This is a genomic window from Streptococcus oralis (assembly GCF_001579025.1).
Taxonomy (GTDB): domain Bacteria; phylum Bacillota; class Bacilli; order Lactobacillales; family Streptococcaceae; genus Streptococcus; species Streptococcus oralis_X.
Window position 1 is genome coordinate 50,218 of record NZ_KQ970236.1, and the last position, 15,828, is coordinate 66,045.

At 39.6% G+C, this 15,828-nt stretch carries 17 protein-coding genes; 5 read left to right on the forward strand and 12 right to left on the reverse strand.

Features of this window, described 5'->3' with window-relative positions; genetic code table 11:
• Nucleotides 1-33: 33 nt before the first annotated feature.
• The 8 genes from SORDD27_RS06510 to SORDD27_RS06545 all read right to left on the reverse strand — a co-directional run bounded on the left by SORDD27_RS06510 (nt 34) and on the right by SORDD27_RS06545 (nt 7,567).
• Complete coding sequence (locus tag SORDD27_RS06510) at nt 34-996, reverse strand: DUF6574 domain-containing protein (protein WP_061428168.1); 963 nt, start codon at nt 994-996, stop codon at nt 34-36.
• Nucleotides 997-1,026: 30 nt separating this feature from the next.
• Nucleotides 1,027-1,974 (reverse strand): DUF4097 family beta strand repeat-containing protein, encoded by a 948-nt coding sequence (locus SORDD27_RS06515; RefSeq protein WP_061428170.1) that lies wholly within the window; start codon nt 1,972-1,974, stop codon nt 1,027-1,029.
• On the reverse strand, nt 1,967-2,560 hold the full coding sequence (locus SORDD27_RS06520) for a DUF1700 domain-containing protein (RefSeq protein WP_061428172.1): 594 nt from the start codon (nt 2,558-2,560) through the stop codon (nt 1,967-1,969). The genes SORDD27_RS06515 and SORDD27_RS06520 overlap by 8 nt, the downstream gene beginning before the upstream one ends.
• A complete protein-coding gene (locus tag SORDD27_RS06525; RefSeq protein WP_006153330.1) occupies nt 2,547-2,873 on the reverse strand; it encodes a PadR family transcriptional regulator in 327 nt (108 codons plus the stop codon). Before SORDD27_RS06525 ends, SORDD27_RS06520 begins: the two co-directional genes overlap by 14 nt.
• Before the next feature lie 263 nt (nt 2,874-3,136).
• Nucleotides 3,137-3,937, reverse strand: a complete 801-nt coding sequence (locus SORDD27_RS06530; RefSeq protein WP_061428174.1) for a hypothetical protein — start codon at nt 3,935-3,937, stop codon at nt 3,137-3,139.
• Nucleotides 3,938-4,076: 139 nt separating this feature from the next.
• On the reverse strand, nt 4,077-4,514 hold the full coding sequence (locus SORDD27_RS06535) for a hypothetical protein (protein ID WP_231069320.1): 438 nt from the start codon (nt 4,512-4,514) through the stop codon (nt 4,077-4,079).
• A 30-nt stretch (nt 4,515-4,544) separates the two neighbouring features.
• A complete protein-coding gene (locus SORDD27_RS06540) occupies nt 4,545-6,041 on the reverse strand; it encodes a hypothetical protein (RefSeq protein WP_061428178.1) in 1,497 nt (498 codons plus the stop codon).
• A 359-nt stretch (nt 6,042-6,400) separates the two neighbouring features.
• The gene (locus SORDD27_RS06545) at nt 6,401-7,567 is read right to left on the reverse strand and encodes a CynX/NimT family MFS transporter (RefSeq protein WP_061428180.1); all 1,167 of its coding nucleotides are present in this window, start codon (nt 7,565-7,567) and stop codon (nt 6,401-6,403) included.
• A 202-nt stretch (nt 7,568-7,769) separates the two neighbouring features.
• Here SORDD27_RS06545 and SORDD27_RS06550 point away from each other — a divergent pair, with 202 nt between their 5' ends.
• The 4 genes from SORDD27_RS06550 to SORDD27_RS06565 all read left to right on the forward strand — a co-directional run bounded on the left by SORDD27_RS06550 (nt 7,770) and on the right by SORDD27_RS06565 (nt 11,599).
• Entirely contained in the window at nt 7,770-8,822 is a 1,053-nt protein-coding gene (locus SORDD27_RS06550; protein ID WP_231069329.1) for a glycosyltransferase family 2 protein, read from the forward strand.
• A 65-nt stretch (nt 8,823-8,887) separates the two neighbouring features.
• Nucleotides 8,888-10,738, forward strand: coding sequence for a nucleoside-diphosphate sugar epimerase/dehydratase (locus SORDD27_RS06555; protein ID WP_001035723.1), 1,851 nt, complete (start codon nt 8,888-8,890; stop codon nt 10,736-10,738).
• Nucleotides 10,739-10,986: 248 nt separating this feature from the next.
• The gene (locus SORDD27_RS06560) at nt 10,987-11,409 is read left to right on the forward strand and encodes a DUF805 domain-containing protein (RefSeq protein WP_061428184.1); all 423 of its coding nucleotides are present in this window, start codon (nt 10,987-10,989) and stop codon (nt 11,407-11,409) included.
• Nucleotides 11,384-11,599 carry a DUF805 domain-containing protein gene (locus SORDD27_RS06565; RefSeq protein ID WP_000759535.1) on the forward strand — a complete coding sequence of 72 codons (216 nt, stop codon included), beginning with the start codon at nt 11,384-11,386 and terminating at the stop codon, nt 11,597-11,599. The genes SORDD27_RS06560 and SORDD27_RS06565 overlap by 26 nt, the downstream gene beginning before the upstream one ends.
• A gap of 95 nt (nt 11,600-11,694) precedes the next feature.
• Here SORDD27_RS06565 and SORDD27_RS06570 read toward each other — a convergent pair whose 3' ends face one another.
• Genes SORDD27_RS06570 through sdaAB form a run of 3 tightly spaced genes read right to left on the reverse strand, consistent with a single transcriptional unit; the run spans nt 11,695 to nt 13,904 of the window.
• Nucleotides 11,695-12,324: an HAD-IA family hydrolase gene (locus tag SORDD27_RS06570; RefSeq protein WP_061428186.1), complete on the reverse strand. Its 630-nt coding sequence runs from the start codon at nt 12,322-12,324 to the stop codon at nt 11,695-11,697.
• A 27-nt stretch (nt 12,325-12,351) separates the two neighbouring features.
• Nucleotides 12,352-13,224 (reverse strand): L-serine ammonia-lyase, iron-sulfur-dependent, subunit alpha, encoded by an 873-nt coding sequence (sdaAA, locus tag SORDD27_RS06575; RefSeq protein WP_061428188.1) that lies wholly within the window; start codon nt 13,222-13,224, stop codon nt 12,352-12,354.
• Nucleotides 13,225-13,232: 8 nt separating this feature from the next.
• The gene (gene sdaAB, locus SORDD27_RS06580) at nt 13,233-13,904 is read right to left on the reverse strand and encodes an L-serine ammonia-lyase, iron-sulfur-dependent subunit beta (protein WP_000555869.1); all 672 of its coding nucleotides are present in this window, start codon (nt 13,902-13,904) and stop codon (nt 13,233-13,235) included.
• Between the two features lie 241 nt (nt 13,905-14,145).
• Here sdaAB and apf point away from each other — a divergent pair, with 241 nt between their 5' ends.
• On the forward strand, nt 14,146-14,766 hold the full coding sequence (apf, locus tag SORDD27_RS06585; RefSeq protein ID WP_061421502.1) for an aggregation-promoting factor: 621 nt from the start codon (nt 14,146-14,148) through the stop codon (nt 14,764-14,766).
• 15 nt (nt 14,767-14,781) lie between these two features.
• On the opposite strand, the gene SORDD27_RS06590 is transcribed toward apf, so the two are convergent.
• Complete coding sequence (locus SORDD27_RS06590) at nt 14,782-15,645, reverse strand: helix-turn-helix domain-containing protein (RefSeq protein ID WP_001268190.1); 864 nt, start codon at nt 15,643-15,645, stop codon at nt 14,782-14,784.
• Nucleotides 15,646-15,828 lie beyond the last annotated feature (183 nt).

Consider the following 15,828-nt stretch of genomic DNA (forward strand, 5'->3'; position numbering starts at 1 on the left):
CCCAGCTTATTACTTAAATGCGTGGGATTTTTTTTATAAGAAGACAAGAATTCGAAGATAGTCGAAAACAAGAGCCATTTCTGCTAGGAAAAAGAGAAATAGGATGCTTCCGTTGATTAGGAAGGCCAAGAGAAGGCGATAGAAGGGGTCGATTTGACTATCTTTACTAGGTTTTGAGATGATGTAGAGATTGGCCAAGAGAGTCAGCCCAATGCTAATCAAGCAAAGCAATACTGCAAAACGTAGACTATTAAAGAAGGCAAAGAAACTCGCAATACCCGTGAGCAGGATAGGAAGGGCGAAGAGTCTGCTATACTCTTGCAAGGCTTTTTCCAGTGTCCAGTTACGGTCTTGGTCGACAAAGCGTTTGACTACAAATCCACCCATGAGGATTGAAAAGAAGAAGAGACTTGTCGCTACCAAGATGGAGAAGATAGAAAAGAGATTTAGTGAAGGGAAATGCTGGAGAGCTTTAGAGTCGATGGCTGCCATATGGCCGTAGTAGGCTTGCTTGGCGTGATAAACTGTAAAGAGGAAACTCGTGGCAGAAAAGATAGTTAGGAGCGCAAAGGCAGTGTAACTGTGTTTTTTATCTGTATCGAACCTTGCTGTTGGCTCTTTAAGGGCACCTTGTAACCAAATCCAAAAGTCAGCTAGTTCTTCTTTGAAGATTGCCGTTTTTGTAGGTACAGGATCTGGGACAAATGGACTTTCCAAAGATTTGCTAGGCTGAGATGCTTCCTTAACTGGTTTTTCTGCTTGGTCTGTCTTTGTTGCCGGCTCTTCTTCAGGTTCTTCTTGTTCTTCAGCCTCTACTTTTTCTGGGTCAGTTTCCTTACCTTCTGGAATAGCTTGGGAATTTTCCTCGACTACTGGCAATTCTTCTTCTTTTTCTTTTAGTTCTTCCTCGGGAATGACTGGGTCAGATGAACTATCTTTTTTATCATTGATGGCTGTTTTTTCGAAATCAGCACTTTCGAACCATTCTTGAGTCATGATGAGACCTCCCTTTTGATTAGTAACTTTTTATTCATGATATCTATAAGAAGGCGAGCGAACCTCCTCTTTTGGTAGGTTGATGTCCTGACCAGCTTTTGCGACAAGTAAATCTTGTGTATCTTTTTTCTCGGATTTGTAAGGATTAGAGAACTCTTCATCTTCCTTGTTTTCTTCGTTTGGATTATATCCTTCCCGACTACGATGATAGATGGAACCATGGTCAGAAGAAAGTTCTACATTAATTCTCTCAAGTTCTTTTTTAGCTAACTTGATGACCATATCTTTTTTTGACTCTAGCTCTACCTTACCATGTACTTGAATATCCTCAGCAGAGATATGTTCATGGTCTGCTTGGATACGGCTATCTGTTAGACTGGTTTCAAATACATTGACAATTCCAGTTGTGATCAGTTGGCTATTTTTAATCTCGCTATCAGTGATACGAAGGAGATATCCATTTGACAGAATCTTGGCATTGCTGATTTTTGCATTGGAAATTGAAAGGATACGATGGTCAACCTGAGCTGTAAGATTTTTTAAGTCCTTTCCTCTTGGTAATGAGAGAACAACTTCATCATTGCGACTAGAAACTCCGCTTACGATAAAGAGGATACCCTGGATACTAGAACCAACAGAAGGACGTGTAGTTGACTTGGTGTCGGAAATCTCAAGAGTTTTTTCTTTGCTAGAATGTTGAAGATTCTCTTTTTCAGAGATGGTTGGATGATACTGGATGTGAATCTTATCATCGTTTGACTCCGTAATAACTAGAGAATGTTGTGTTAGTGAGATGTTAAGATTTTCGATATCTTGATCAAATGTGAGCTCTTCCATTTGGCTCTCAAAGACTGGATTTTGAGACATTGCAAGGAGGCTTCTGACACCATCGGTTTGGATGCCGATGATCATCATGGTAAAACCGATGATACTAGTAACAACACCAAAGATAAGAAATCCTTTTGTTAATTTACGCATGACTTTCACCTCTCTTTCCTCTATTAAGAATCCACTGAATGAGTCGAAGGATTAGTATTCCAAAGAAACGGGTCACATAGGAAGTTGCTAGCAAAACTAGGGACGAAGCTCCGATTGCCAGTAAACCTCCACCAAAAATCAGCATAAAGGCAGATGTAGATTCAGCCAGAACGTAGAAGCTTTCAAATAGGAGAAAGCCTCCTAGGATTAGTCCAGCTACTGATACAGCAAAGAAGGCTATAAGTACGCTGACAGCAGCGATAAAAATCCCGATGATAGCCATGAGAAGAGCAATCCCGACTGGAATCCCAATAGGTGCAGCCAGAAGTGCGAGGATTGCGATTTGTAAAACCTGACGGTTGTTCTTATTGGAATTTTCTTCGTTGATTTTTTTATCAAGAAGTGTAGTCAGGATGTCATGGGCAGCCTCTTTTGGACTACCGAGGCTAGCTATGAGTTCTTCCTCACCTTCTGGACCAGCATCATCAAAGAGTTCTTTGAAGTAGTCCATGGCTTCGATACGATCAGCTTGAGGAAGCTTCATCAGATAGGCTTCAAGCTGATTCAAATATTCAGTTCTTGTCATGGCGGACGCTCCCTTCTATGATGCCGTTGATAGTGTCAGTGTAGAGTGTCCACTCTTCTCTGAGTACAAATAGTTGCTCCTCCCCAATCTCTGTTAAGGAGTAGTATTTCCGCATCCGACCTTGGTATTCGCGAGAGTATGTAGTCAGATAGCGGTTGGTATCCAGTTTTTTCAAGATGGGGTAGAGGGTAGATTCCTTGATTTTGGCAATGAGTTTAATGGTTTGACTAATTTCATAACCATAGGAATCCCCTTGTTCTAGGATGGCCAAGATGAGAAATTCAATCAAGGCCGCTGATGTTGGGAAGTACATGGGAAACCTCCTTTATATTATATAAAAATTTTATATATACTCTTTTCAAATATATTGTATCTCAAGTTGAAAGCCCTGTCAAGAAATATGTGTAAAAATTTTATATATAAAAAAACTCCTAGTAAAAACTAGGAGTTTAGAGGAACTAACATTAGCTATTTCACAGAAATTTATATTTTAAAGATAAGCTAGAATCATGATGTATAATCTAGGATATGCTTTGAAACAGATTTCTTTCCTATCTAAACCCTTATCTTCCTCATTTATTCCATATCTTTTATCAATTTATACATCTCCATAAAACGAAGACCTCGGGCTCCCTTAGTCGCTGTGATTTCTTCATAGATATCACCCAAGGTGCAGGCAGGTGCTAAAGTCCACAGAGCATAATCTTCTAATATGACCTTACCAATCTTCTCGAATTTATCTAGTAAAAGCCCCAAATCCTTGTGATTAAACCAGCAGTCAGTATCAATAGCATACTGTCTATTATTCATCTTGCAAGCAATCTCACTATTCAAAAAATCCGTCATAGTGGGCTTATTCTTTTGTAGCAACTTTGTAAAGGCTAGGTGATATTCTATTTTTCTCGGACTTTGATCGAGATCTGAAACAAAACCGACTCCGTATTCATTTTCAAATTGAACCACAAGCACATCTCCTACCTTAAAGTACGGCTCCCTCTTTGTTTTTGCCTTTGGAACTTTAAGAGGTTTCGGATTGACACTTTGTAGCTGAATAGCTAGTTTATTAAGTGCTTTCTGTCTTTGTTTTAATGCTTTGCTGTCAATTTCAAGCCAGAACTTATCCGCTCCTTTTTCGATGATTTTGAGAGTTTTATTTTTTATGTCTTCTGGTAAATGTCCAATCTTCCACAAGGAGTAGGCAAAGGCTGTCCAATAAATCTCAGTATAAAAATCATCTATACAAAAATTATTTTCATCATTTAAAATATCTTCGATTATCTTAGCAATATTTTCGCCGTTTTTATATCTTCCCACTATGGTGTTATAAATATCGTAAGCATCATCGCTGTCTATAATCTTTACTCCGTCTATTGCCATGGCAACCTCCTGATTATTCTCGGGTAGTTATTTTACAAAGGGCGAGATTCTCCAGTTCATCACTATCACCGATATAATTGTTTCAATACTTATTGTTTATATACATTTATGTATCTCTATCTGAACCTTGATGTGTTTACTATCTGTACTTTTTATCATAAATTGGCGGAAGATTAAAATACCTGTCTTCAATTTTGATTCGGGTACAGAGTAAGCTATCTTGATAGACATAGCCTCCAAATGGAGGGTATGCGTCCAATCTTTCTAGGATGTCATCAGGCAAACATCTAAAATCATAATCCCTCAACGCCCCTGCACCAATCATTCTTTCAGTCAGATGTGTCTTGATTTCTTTTTCATATTTTTTGAGAAATGTTTCCCGTTCAATTTCAAAGATAGCCCTATCACCTTCATCCAACTCATAATAGCGGTCGTAGCCTGCAATCCAAGAGATATGAACACACAGTATATGTTTTGCTATTTTTAGACAATAACTGATTGCAAACAAATTTTCCCTGTCGACTTGCCGATTTTCTATTGTGATATTTTGTATAAAGCGAGTTGTAATAGTCTCCATTTTAAACATTGACTTAAGCAAACTTTCAATCTAAAAATCCCTTAGCTCGTCAAATACTTGTAACAGTTTTTCTTTATTGATATTGAATTCAGCTGGTATCAAATTTAAAAGATCAACAAGAGCAGCGTAGATGTCCTCCCGTTCGTTTGTTTCAATAAAACAGTTACGCTTGTCCATTTTATTAAAGCCTTCGGTATAAACTCTTACTAAGTCAGTGACTTGCTGCATCATTTCGTCAGCTGAACTCTTAAAGAGCTTGCTAATACCAGCTCTCGTCTTTTTATATAGAGTAGCTGCTTTTTTTGCGTTTGCGACTGAAATATTCTCTTGTCCATCCCATGAACGAAATGGATTGTTCAAGTTTTGTGCCAGCCATTCAGATTTTCTAGGTTTTTGAATCCAGAGATTTAGTCCCTTTTCTTGTTGTTTTTTATAATATGTTTTAGCTACTTTAGCGGCATCTTCGGGTAAGCTACTCATCCAAAACATGTTTAGTTTCGGTAAATCTTCTGGTCTAGGAATATCTTCTGCGGTAAAGCCAAACAGATCGACGGTTGAAAAAACGGCTAGTTCTTTGAATTCTGATAATATATGGAAATTACGGATGTTTCCTGGTTTCCCCCATAATCTCAATTCCCTAAGTTTAGGATAGGAACTCAAGACTTGTGCAAAGTCGATTTCAAGAATACCTGAGCAATGTAGGGCCCCTAAATCTTTTAATCCCTGGACAATGGGCACAGATTTATGAGACTGTAACCGTAAATTAGCTCCATTGTCTTTGACTTGGATCTGACAGTTTTCGTTAAATTCGCCAATTAAAATTAATTCTTCCAAATCATCGTTTAATCGGAGTTCCTCTACTCCGGTCATATTAAGTGTCAGTCTACGTAGATATGTATGAGAGAAATCTAACTTTGTTTGTCCATGGTTTTCAAGCTCCATCACATTCAAAAATGGATTGAACTGTAGATACTCGTATAAATTTTGAGGCCATTTGTTTAAGGTCAGTTCAGACAAGCAAGGGAAAACCTTCAATTCCAGAGCATCATCAAACTCTGTCAGTTTACTATTCAGATTTCGCCTAGAAATAGCACATTCTTCCTCTAGAAATAGGACCTTTTCCTTGCTCTTATCCGCCTTTTTAAAGAAGTCTCTTTTCTCTTTTGGTATTTCTTGCCATTTTAATTGCCTATAAACGTCGTAGCCATTTCCCCAAGACACCGCATATGCATTGGTGCTTTCAGTCGTTAAAGGTGATCTATTTCCGATAAAAATATAATTGGCTGGGACATTAATATCTACATAACTTAGGTGTAGGCCTCGTTCCCAGTACATAAAATCTTTATAGAGTGGCTTCAATGAGGATAGTTCTTCTTCTTTAAGAGGTTGTTCTCCAACCCAGTCTAATGACAGAAGAATAGCCTTTAACTTTTCTCCTTTCTCTTCTAACTTCGTTATCTGATAAGCAATGTATTTTTTTAGATGGGTATTGTAAACGCAATAAACGTCTCCAGCTTTTGCGAACATATCACTTTCTCCTTAAATGATTCTATAGTCCTTGGACAATTGAGATTTTTTATCAAATTAACTCTTCTTAAGGGCGTTGGAACAGTCAATGTTGATTCAAAATTTTACTTTAGATAGATCTCTGGTCTGTTAATAACTTAGCCGTACTTCAATCCCCGAAGTAATAACCTTTTAGGTTCCCATACTATTCTAATACAAAAAAGTTGTATCTAGGATTTTGTTTAATAATATTATACCATTTTTGTAGATAGGAGCAGTGGTTGGCAGGTTTCTTCTCTTTATTTGAAAGGGAATGAAGCTAAAAAGCCAGACAGAATCTGGCTTTGCATTGTTTGTATCTGAGAAGTATTTTAGAAAAATTAAAGGATTTTATCCGCCCGATCCACCATAAAGAGTGAGATAGTCATGATGATATCGATGGTTAGAAGGGTAAGGACAGCTGGGACCCAAGATTGGAAAAGTTCAAAACTATAACCAAACAAGGCAGGTCCAAAAGCAGCTAAGATGTAGCCCCCTGTTTGCGCTAGTCCTGATAGCTGAGCGGTCTTTTCAGGCGAGCTAGTTTTAAGAGAAAAGCAAACCATGAGGTAGGGGAAGAGGGCACTGCAGGCCGTTCCAATCAAGAGATGGACGACTAACCAGTAGAGGAAATTATTGGCTGGATACAAGAGCATGGCAATTCCCATCATACCAGCGATAGAGATAGTTGCCAGCATGATTCGACGGTGACCATCTGACAGACGAGTGGTCAGACTTGGAACAGTCATTGAAAAAGGAATGCTGATCAGTGAGAAAATAGAAGCGAGGAGAGCCGCATCACTATTAGAAATACCAGCACTAACAGCCATAGTTGGCAACCATGTCATGCTTGTATAAAAGAGCAAGGACTGAAGCCCGCCAAAGATAATGATAGCCCAGACATCTTTACTTTTTAGAATATTCTCTTTGACTTGCTTTTCTTTTTGGCTTTCTAGGTGGTGGTTGTGGCGATGATTTGGCAACCAGACTAGCAGAGTGACCAGACAGAGAAAGCTGAGAACGAGGATGAGGCCCTTCCAAGAACTAGCTTGGGTGATAGGGACTGAAAGATAAGAAGCGATGGCTGTCGAAATTCCCATGGCAGTGACATAGAGAGTTGTTAGGAAACTAATCTTTTGAGGCTGATTTGCCTGGATCATACTTGGGAGCAGTACATTGAAGATCGCAATGCTTGCTCCCACAATTAGGGTCCCTAGATAGAGAAGGGGAAGATTGAAAATCCGAATGACAGAACCAACAGTTAAGAGGAGGAGACAATAAGTAAAGAGATGTTCTAGTCCGATTTTTTGTGCCAAGCGGCTCGCAAAAGCAGAGAAAAGAGCAAACATCAAGAGAGGGAGACTGGTTAAAATCCCAAGAGAGCTAACCTCCACTCCTAGTCCCTGAGCGATATCTCCTAAAATAGTTGGAAGAGCAGTAAAGGGAGAGCGTAAAACAGTTCCGATTAAGACAATTCCTAGAACAAAAAAGAGTGATTGTTTTTTCATGAAAACCTCGATAGGATGATTTTAATAACAGCTTATTTTAAGGTTTTTTCCTTATAATGTCAAGTAATGGCAGCCAAGACAGATCAATCAATGGAAGTGAAAATAAAGTGAAAAGGGACGGATTTCTTTACTAGAATTTTCCTTGATTTGATATAAAAATAGGAAACTAGGAAATTTTGTGATAAAATAGTGGAAGGAATAAATCAGGAGAGTAGAAGTGACTCAAAATGTCGGTGAAAAACTAGTCTCAATTGTAATCAGCGCATACAATGAAGAAAAATATTTGCCAGATCTCATTGAAGATTTGAAAAATCAAACCTATGATAAAAAAAATATTGAGATTCTGTTTATTAATGCTATGTCAACTGATGCTACAAAAGAGATTATACAACAATTTATAAAGGAAAATAATGAATTTAAATCCATTAGGCTTTACGATAATCCCAAGAAAAATCAAGCTAGTGGGTTTAATTTAGGTATCAAGCAATCGATAGGTGACGTCATTTTGAAGATTGATGCTCACTCGAAAGTTACAGCAAATTTTGTGAGTGCGAATGTTACTCTGATTAACCAAGGAGAGTCTGTTTGTGGAGGAGCAAGACCGACAATTGTGGAAGAAAAAGATAAGTGGTCAGAAGTCTTGCATCTTGTTGAAGAAAATATGTTCGGAAGTAGTATTGCTGATTATCGCAATAGTTCTCAAGATACGTATGTATCTTCTATTTTCCATGGGATGTACAGACGAGAAGTTTTTCAGCAAGTTGGCTTGGTAGATGAGCAGCTTGGACGAACAGAAGACAATGAGCTTCACTATCGAATCAGAAAACATGGATATCGTATTCGGTATAGCCCTAGTGTTTTATCTTATCAGTACATTCGGCCGACTCTTAAAAAGATGCTCTATCAAAAATATTCTAATGGATTGTGGATTGGTTTAACAACACATGTTAAGCCACAGTGTCTATCACTTTTTCATTATGTTCCTTTTGTTTTTGTTCTAAGTATCTTTCTAAGTATTTTGTTAGTGCCATTCTCAGTAATATTTCTTTTTTCTCTATTTACGATTTACTGTCTGTTTGTTCTTATGTTGACAGTATTAACTTATGTGAAAAATAAAAACACACTATTATTTCTAATGCCTATTCTCTTGTTTGCCATTCATTTTTCTTATGGGTTTGGAACATTACTTGGCCTTATTAAGGGATTTAAATGGAAGCAAACATACAGAAATCAAACGGTTTATTTGAAGAATTAGATTAGATGTTCTCAAAGGAACTAACCACAGCTTTATCCGACTCTTTTAAGGGGGAGTAAATTCCTATGAATAAAAAACTAACAGATTATGTGATTGATCTGGTTGAAATTTTAAATAAACAGCAAAAACAAGTGTTTTGGGGGATATTCGATATTTTGAGTATGGTGGTTTCCATCATCGTATCTTATATCTTGTTTTATGGCCTTATAAATCCTGCGCCTGTGGATTACGTGATCTACACTCTTTTAGCCTTCCTCCTCTATCAAATCATGATTGCGTTTTGGGGGCTAAATGCTAGTATCAGTCGTTATAGCAAGATTACGGATTTCATGAAAATCTTTTTCGGAGTGATGCTCAGCAGTGTTCTTTCTTATGGAATCTGCTATGCCTTCCTTCCATTGTTTTCTATCCGTTTCATCGTGCTCTTCATTTTGTTGAGTACCTTCCTCATCTTGCTTCCTCGTATCACTTGGCAGTTGATTTATTCCAAACGTAAAAAAGGTAGTGGAGATGGGGAGCATCGTCGTACCTTCTTGATCGGTGCTGGTGATGGTGGTGCCCTCTTTATGAACAGCTACCAACATCCAACTAGCGACCTTGAGCTAGTGGGGATTTTGGATAACGATGAAAAGAAAAAGGGACAAAAACTAGGTGGGATCCCAGTTCTGGGCTCTTATGATAATCTACCTGAATTAGCTAAACGTCACCAAATCGAGCGTGTCATCGTAGCGATCCCTTCGCTTGACCCATCAGAGTACGAACGCATCTTGCAGATGTGTAATAAGCTAGGCGTCAAATGTTACAAGATGCCTAAGGTTGAGACAGTCGTTCAAGGACTCCATCAACCAGGTAGTGGTTTCCAAAAAATTGATATCACAGACCTTTTGGGCCGTCAGGAAATTCGTCTCGACGAATCGCGTCTGGGTACTGAGATTACAGGCAAGACCATCCTGGTGACAGGGGCAGGTGGTTCGATTGGTTCAGAGATTTGTCGTCAGGTTAGTCGCTTTAATCCCGAGCGTATTGTCTTGCTTGGACATGGTGAAAACTCAATCTATCTCGTTTATCATGAATTGATCCGTACATTCCAAGGGATTGATTATGTTCCTGTTATTGCAGATATTCAGGACTATGACCGTCTCTTGCAGGTGTTTGAGCAGTACAAACCAGCCATTGTTTACCATGCTGCAGCCCACAAACACGTTCCGATGATGGAGCGCAATCCAAAAGAAGCCTTTAAGAACAATATCCTCGGTACCTACAATGTTGCCAAGGCTGTTGATGAGGCCAAAGTACCTAAGATGGTTATGATTTCGACTGACAAGGCGGTCAATCCACCGAATGTTATGGGTGCGACTAAGCGCGTGGCAGAATTGATTGTCACTGGCTTTAACCAACGTAGCAAATCAACCTACTGTGCAGTCCGTTTTGGAAATGTTCTGGGTAGTCGTGGTAGCGTGATTCCTGTCTTTGAACGTCAGATTGCTGAAGGCGGTCCTGTAACGGTGACAGACTTCCGTATGACACGTTACTTCATGACCATTCCAGAGGCTAGCCGTCTAGTAATCCATGCTGGCGCTTATGCCAAGGACGGAGAAGTCTTTATCCTCGATATGGGCAAACCAGTCAAGATTTATGACTTGGCTAAGAAAATGGTCCTTCTAAGTGGGCACACGGAAAGTGAAATTCCAATCGTTGAGGTCGGTATTCGACCAGGTGAAAAACTCTATGAAGAACTCTTGGTTTCGACCGAATTGGTTGATAACCAAGTCATGGACAAGATTTTCGTTGGTAAGGTAAATGTCATGCCGCTAGAAGCGATTGATCAAAAGATTGAAGAGTTCCGTTCACTCAGCGGAGATGAGCTCAAAGAAGCGATTATTTCCTTTGCGAATGAGACAACTCATGCTGAGTAAGAGTGTCCAACTACCTTCATAATGAAACAACTATCGCCAGTTTTCTGAGAGAATCAGAAAGCTGGTTTTTATAAATAGAGAGTAGAGAACATCGGATCTTTCAAAGGTTTAATAAGCGCAACTATTCAAGGGACGATGTTATGTGATCTATCAGGAGAGTGATTTCAGACAATCTAAAAACTACCTCTATTTTAAGCTGGTAACATAACTTTGCGAAATAAGTATTAAAGTCAAAAGGAGATTTTTGTATGCTGAGTGCTATTAGGAGTTTTTTCAAAGGCTATGCAAATTTTTCTGGTCGTTCCACACGTCCAGAATTTTGGTGGGTTTGGCTACTAAATATGGTGATTTTCTCGCCCGCCTACTACTCACTTTTTACTGGAGTAGAATCTGATAAAGCCATCAGGAATATTGCGGTCTTCAGTATGTGTATTATTTTGTTTATAATAGAGTTTGTTCCTCTACTAGCACTGATAGTACGTCGCTTACGAGATGTGGGTATCCATTGGGCCTATATTTTTATTGTATTTGTTCCTTTGGGTGCAATAACACTGCTCGTTATGCTCGCTATGCCAAGTCAACGATTTGGAGAAAAAGTGATAGAGAATAGTGAAACAAATAAAGAGAACACTGAAGACTCTCAGTTTGAAGAAATGGTACGAAAATATTAAGATATTTCTACTCTATTTTAAAGCGGCTGAGTCGCTTCGCTGCTTACGAGACGCTGGTTTCCACTGGGCCTTTATCTTCATTGCTTTGGTTCCTCTCGTTGGACCGATTGCGCTTATTGTCATGCTTGCTTGGCCAAGTAAGAAGGATGAAGATACAGATACTGAAGAACAGGATCAAATTACTGCTTAAGCATAGAGTTGATTCCTTCTGATAATAACAATATATAAAAAATACTCCTCAACCTAGTTCACTAGTGTTAGGAGTATTTTTGTATGTTGTATTATTTATAGTTGCTTAATGATATCATCAATGGTACGGGCAATCCAGTCAGGCTGATAGCTGAGCAAATCAGCCTCTTCTCCAAATCCCCAAGTAACAGCAAACTTTTTAATACCAGTTTCTTGAGCTCCGATCATATCAAACTTGGTGTCCCCGATGATGAGGACTTGGTCTGCATGGAGTTGATGCGTTTGCAAGGCGTAACGGATGACATCCGCCTTGTGTGGCGTTTCAGGACTAGAGCCGTAAATGCCATCAAAGAAATGATGGATTCCCAGATTTTTAGTCATATCATGAGCAGTAGGAGTATTCTTTGTTGTAGTGATGTAGAGAGGGTAGTTTTGCGAAAGCTCTTGGAGCAATTCCGTTATTCGGGGGAAGAGTTGGGCTTCGTGGATGCCTTTTTCCTTGTAGTAAGAGCGGTATATCTGCACAGCTTCTGAGATTTGTTCCTTGGGAAGACATGTTGCAAAGCTACTTTCAAGTGGCGGGCCCATGAAACCACGAATGGTTTTGGCATCGGGGCTTGGAACTCCTAGCTCTTTAAAGGTATGGGTAAAGGCATTGTGGATCCCGATGGAACTGTCAACCAGGGTTCCGTCTAGATCAAAAAAGATTGCTGTGATAGAGGGCATAGTTTCTCCTAATAGATATAGATAAGCTTATTCTCCGAAGATTTCTTTTTGTAGGCGGCGACCAGTAGGTGTAGCGGCGAGTCCACCCTCAGCTGTTTCACGAAAGGCAGTTGGAAGGCTCGATCCGACTTGGTACATAGCATCAATGACTTCGTCAACAGGGATCTTAGACTCGATACCTGCCAAGGCCATGTCTGCTGCGATAAAGGCAAAGCTGGCTCCCATGGCATTGCGCTTAACACAGGGAACTTCGACCAAACCAGCGACGGGGTCGCAGATGAGGCCCAGCATATTTTTAATGACAAAGGCAATGGCTTGGCTAGCCTGATAGGGCGTTCCACCTGCAGCTAAGGTCAAGGCTGCGGCACTCATGGCAGAGGCAGAGCCAACTTCGGCCTGGCAGCCACCTTCAGCGCCTGAGATAGAGGCGTTGTTTGCGATAACTAGTCCAAAGGCACCAGCAGCAAAGAGGAAATCCAGCTGTTCTTCGTGGCTAAGGTCTAATTTTTGGATAGCAGCAGTGAGAACGGCTGGCAGACAGCCAGCACTTCCTGCGGTTGGAGTAGCGCAGACCAAGCCCATCTTCGCATTGTGTTCATTGACCGCGATGGCATTACGTGCTGCTGATAGGATGGTGAAGTCAGACAAGGCCTTGCCACTTTTGAGATGGCGGTCTAGTTTGGCCGCATCTCCACCCGTTAAGCCACTACGGGATTTGTTTTCACTGAGACCGAGCTCGACAGAGGCTTTCATGACTTCTAGATTGCGTTCCATGAGGAGGAGAACTTCTGGACGTTCCCGACCGGTTAGTTGATATTCTGTCGAAATCATGAGTTCTGCGACATTTCCTTGGAAGTCTAGATCCGCCTGCTCGACCAATTCTTTGATAGAATAAAACATGCTTCCTCCTACTTAAAGAAATTGACATTGTGGAGATGAGGGATTTTTCGGATTTCTTTAATCGCCTCTTCGCAACTTCGACTATCGACTTCGATAATCATAATGGCTTTTTCTCCAGCTTTTTCTCGAGTCACATTCATCTGAGCGATATTGATATCGAAACGAGAGAGGGCTTCTGTGACATGGGCAATCATACCTGGAACATCCTGATGCACGATGATGATGGTCGGTGTGTTCATGTTGAGAGAGACAGCAAAGCCGTTAAGCTCCGTAACTTGGATATTTCCCCCACCAATGGAAATTCCTGTCACACTGATGGACTTGTGTTCATTCTTCACAGTAATTTTAGTGGTGTTAGGGTGAGGAGCGTTGCTGTCTTTCTGAATGGTCCAGACAATCTTGATACCACGTTTATGGGCAATCTCTAGGCTATTTGGAATATCGGGATCGTCCGTATCCATACCTAATATACCAGCGACGAGAGCAAGGTCCGTTCCATGGCCACGGTAGGTCTTAGCAAATGAATTAAATAATTGGAATTCGACTTCTGTCGGCGTATCATCAAAGATGGAAGAGACAATTTTCCCGATACGAACAGCACCAGCAGTATGGCTACTTGACGGGCCAATCATGACTGGTCCGATAATATCAAAGACAGATTGAAAACGAAGTGAGTGCATCTGTTTCCCCTTACAAAGATTCTTATATCTATTATATCAAAGAATGGACCTCTGCGCTTATTTCCCTTATCAAAAGCTTAAAATGATTAAAGATAGTATAAAATAAGGTCTTTTGTGACAAAAACCTCCATAAAACGGTAAATATAAAACATTTTTGTAATATTTCTACATAAAACCGTTAAACAACGGTAACATTCGAGGAGTAGAATAGTATCATAGATAAAAAGGAGAATTTTTAGATATGTCATTAACAACTAAAAAAATTAAAACAACTATCGCAGGAGTAGCAGCTTTGCTTGCTTTCTTTGCTCCATCACTTGCATCTGCCCAAGAAACTGTAACTTACACAGTTAAATCAGGTGATACTCTTTCAGAAATCGCTGAGAAGTACAACACAACTGTTGAAAAATTGGCGGCAAAAAACAACATCAAAGATATTCATCTTATCTATGTTGACCAAGTTTTGGTTATTGAAGGAACAGCTTCTACTGCAGCTCCAGCAGCAACAACGGAAGAAACAGCTCCAGTAGCTACAGAAACAGTTGAAGAAGCTCCAGCAACAACAACTTATGAAGCACCAGCTGCACCAGCAGCTCCAGCAGCAGAAAGCAACACTGCATCAGCTTCTACTGTAAGCGGTTCTGAAGCAGAAGCCAAAGAATGGATCGCTCAAAAAGAATCAGGTGGTAGCTACACAGCTACAAACGGACGTTACATCGGACGTTACCAATTGACAGATTCATACTTGAACGGTGACTACTCAGCTGAAAACCAAGAACGTGTTGCAGATGCCTACGTTGCAGGACGTTACGGTTCATGGACAGCTGCCAAGAACTTCTGGCTTAACAACGGTTGGTATTAAGAATACAAGAGTCCTTTAGGGCTCTTTTTTGTTTACAAAGATGTTAACTTCTCGCTCTAGCTCTGTTAGTAAGTGTTCATCTTCTACTAGTTTAGCTAAGGAGAGTCCATTCTGTATCAACTGAGCATCATTAGCACAAATGCCGATACGAATATAGGAAAACGCAAGTGTATCGTACTGTTTGCTTGCTTTTGCCTCCTCTAAGAGAGTGTAGCAAAGCTGTTTGCAAAGCAACTTATCACCATTGTAAAGATAAAGAGTTGAGAGATTCAGAAGCAACATCATACGAAGCTGAAAGACAGGACTATAGTGTTTATAAACCTCTAGTCGTTCGAGAATTTTTTCGGTAATCTGATGAATATACTCCATAGGAAAAGCAAAGAGAATGGTATTAAGGACTTTGAGGTCACTCTCATACCAAGTATCTTGTTTCTCAATCTTATCCCATAATCTGTTTACAATGTTGTCAACCTTACTTGACAATTTTTCTATCCCATTTTCACGGATGTAGATAACGATTTCGAGCATATCTTGCAACTGCTGGATGGGAAAATCATGATGTGTTTTTAGATAATGTTGGCATTTTTTGAGTAATTTACTTAAGTCGCTCGTACCACTAATAGAAGCCATTTTTAGAAAAGTCTGCATGATAGTTGATCGTTCACTTGGGTGGTAGAGATGGCAAATATATTCAAACTCTTCAAAACTCATATTAATTTGCTGGAGAAGAAATTCCATATTCTCATATTTTGGAGTTGTCTTGCCACTTTCTATTTTTGATAGGCTGGTTCTTGAGAGAACACCCCCACAGACCTCTTCTTGAGTCAATCCTTTTGACTCACGGATTTCTTTATAAACATTTCCAAAATCGTAGCGCATGATTCCCTCCTTATTTGTGAAAAAAGTTAACAATAAATTGAAACTGATTAAAAATATTGTATCATAGTAATATAAAAAGTAAAAAAGAAATCTAAAATAAATTTGTGAAAAAGGTTAACAAATTTTACGACAAGGTATATTGTATTTTATAATCAAGATGATGAAGTACTAAGGGGGTATCAA

Excerpts from the sequence above, each read along its gene's own strand:
- SORDD27_RS06520 (WP_061428172.1), bottom strand. The coding sequence starts at position 2,560 with ATGACAAGAACTGAATATTTGAATCAGCTTGAAGCCTATCTGATGAAG.
- SORDD27_RS06540 (WP_061428178.1), bottom strand. The coding sequence starts at position 6,041 with ATGTTCGCAAAAGCTGGAGACGTTTATTGCGTTTACAATACCCATCTA.
- SORDD27_RS06555 (WP_001035723.1), top strand. The coding sequence starts at position 8,888 with ATGAATAAAAAACTAACAGATTATGTGATTGATCTGGTTGAAATTTTA.
- SORDD27_RS06510 (WP_061428168.1), bottom strand. The coding sequence starts at position 996 with ATGACTCAAGAATGGTTCGAAAGTGCTGATTTCGAAAAAACAGCCATC.
- sdaAA (WP_061428188.1), bottom strand. The coding sequence starts at position 13,224 with ATGTTTTATTCTATCAAAGAATTGGTCGAGCAGGCGGATCTAGACTTC.
- SORDD27_RS06560 (WP_061428184.1), top strand. The coding sequence starts at position 10,987 with ATGCTGAGTGCTATTAGGAGTTTTTTCAAAGGCTATGCAAATTTTTCT.
- SORDD27_RS06525 (WP_006153330.1), bottom strand. The coding sequence starts at position 2,873 with ATGTACTTCCCAACATCAGCGGCCTTGATTGAATTTCTCATCTTGGCC.
- apf (WP_061421502.1), top strand. The coding sequence starts at position 14,146 with ATGTCATTAACAACTAAAAAAATTAAAACAACTATCGCAGGAGTAGCA.
- SORDD27_RS06515 (WP_061428170.1), bottom strand. The coding sequence starts at position 1,974 with ATGCGTAAATTAACAAAAGGATTTCTTATCTTTGGTGTTGTTACTAGT.
- SORDD27_RS06570 (WP_061428186.1), bottom strand. The coding sequence starts at position 12,324 with ATGCCCTCTATCACAGCAATCTTTTTTGATCTAGACGGAACCCTGGTT.
- SORDD27_RS06545 (WP_061428180.1), bottom strand. The coding sequence starts at position 7,567 with ATGAAAAAACAATCACTCTTTTTTGTTCTAGGAATTGTCTTAATCGGA.
- SORDD27_RS06530 (WP_061428174.1), bottom strand. The coding sequence starts at position 3,937 with ATGGCAATAGACGGAGTAAAGATTATAGACAGCGATGATGCTTACGAT.
- sdaAB (WP_000555869.1), bottom strand. The coding sequence starts at position 13,904 with ATGCACTCACTTCGTTTTCAATCTGTCTTTGATATTATCGGACCAGTC.
- SORDD27_RS06535 (WP_231069320.1), bottom strand. The coding sequence starts at position 4,514 with ATGGAGACTATTACAACTCGCTTTATACAAAATATCACAATAGAAAAT.
- SORDD27_RS06590 (WP_001268190.1), bottom strand. The coding sequence starts at position 15,645 with ATGCGCTACGATTTTGGAAATGTTTATAAAGAAATCCGTGAGTCAAAA.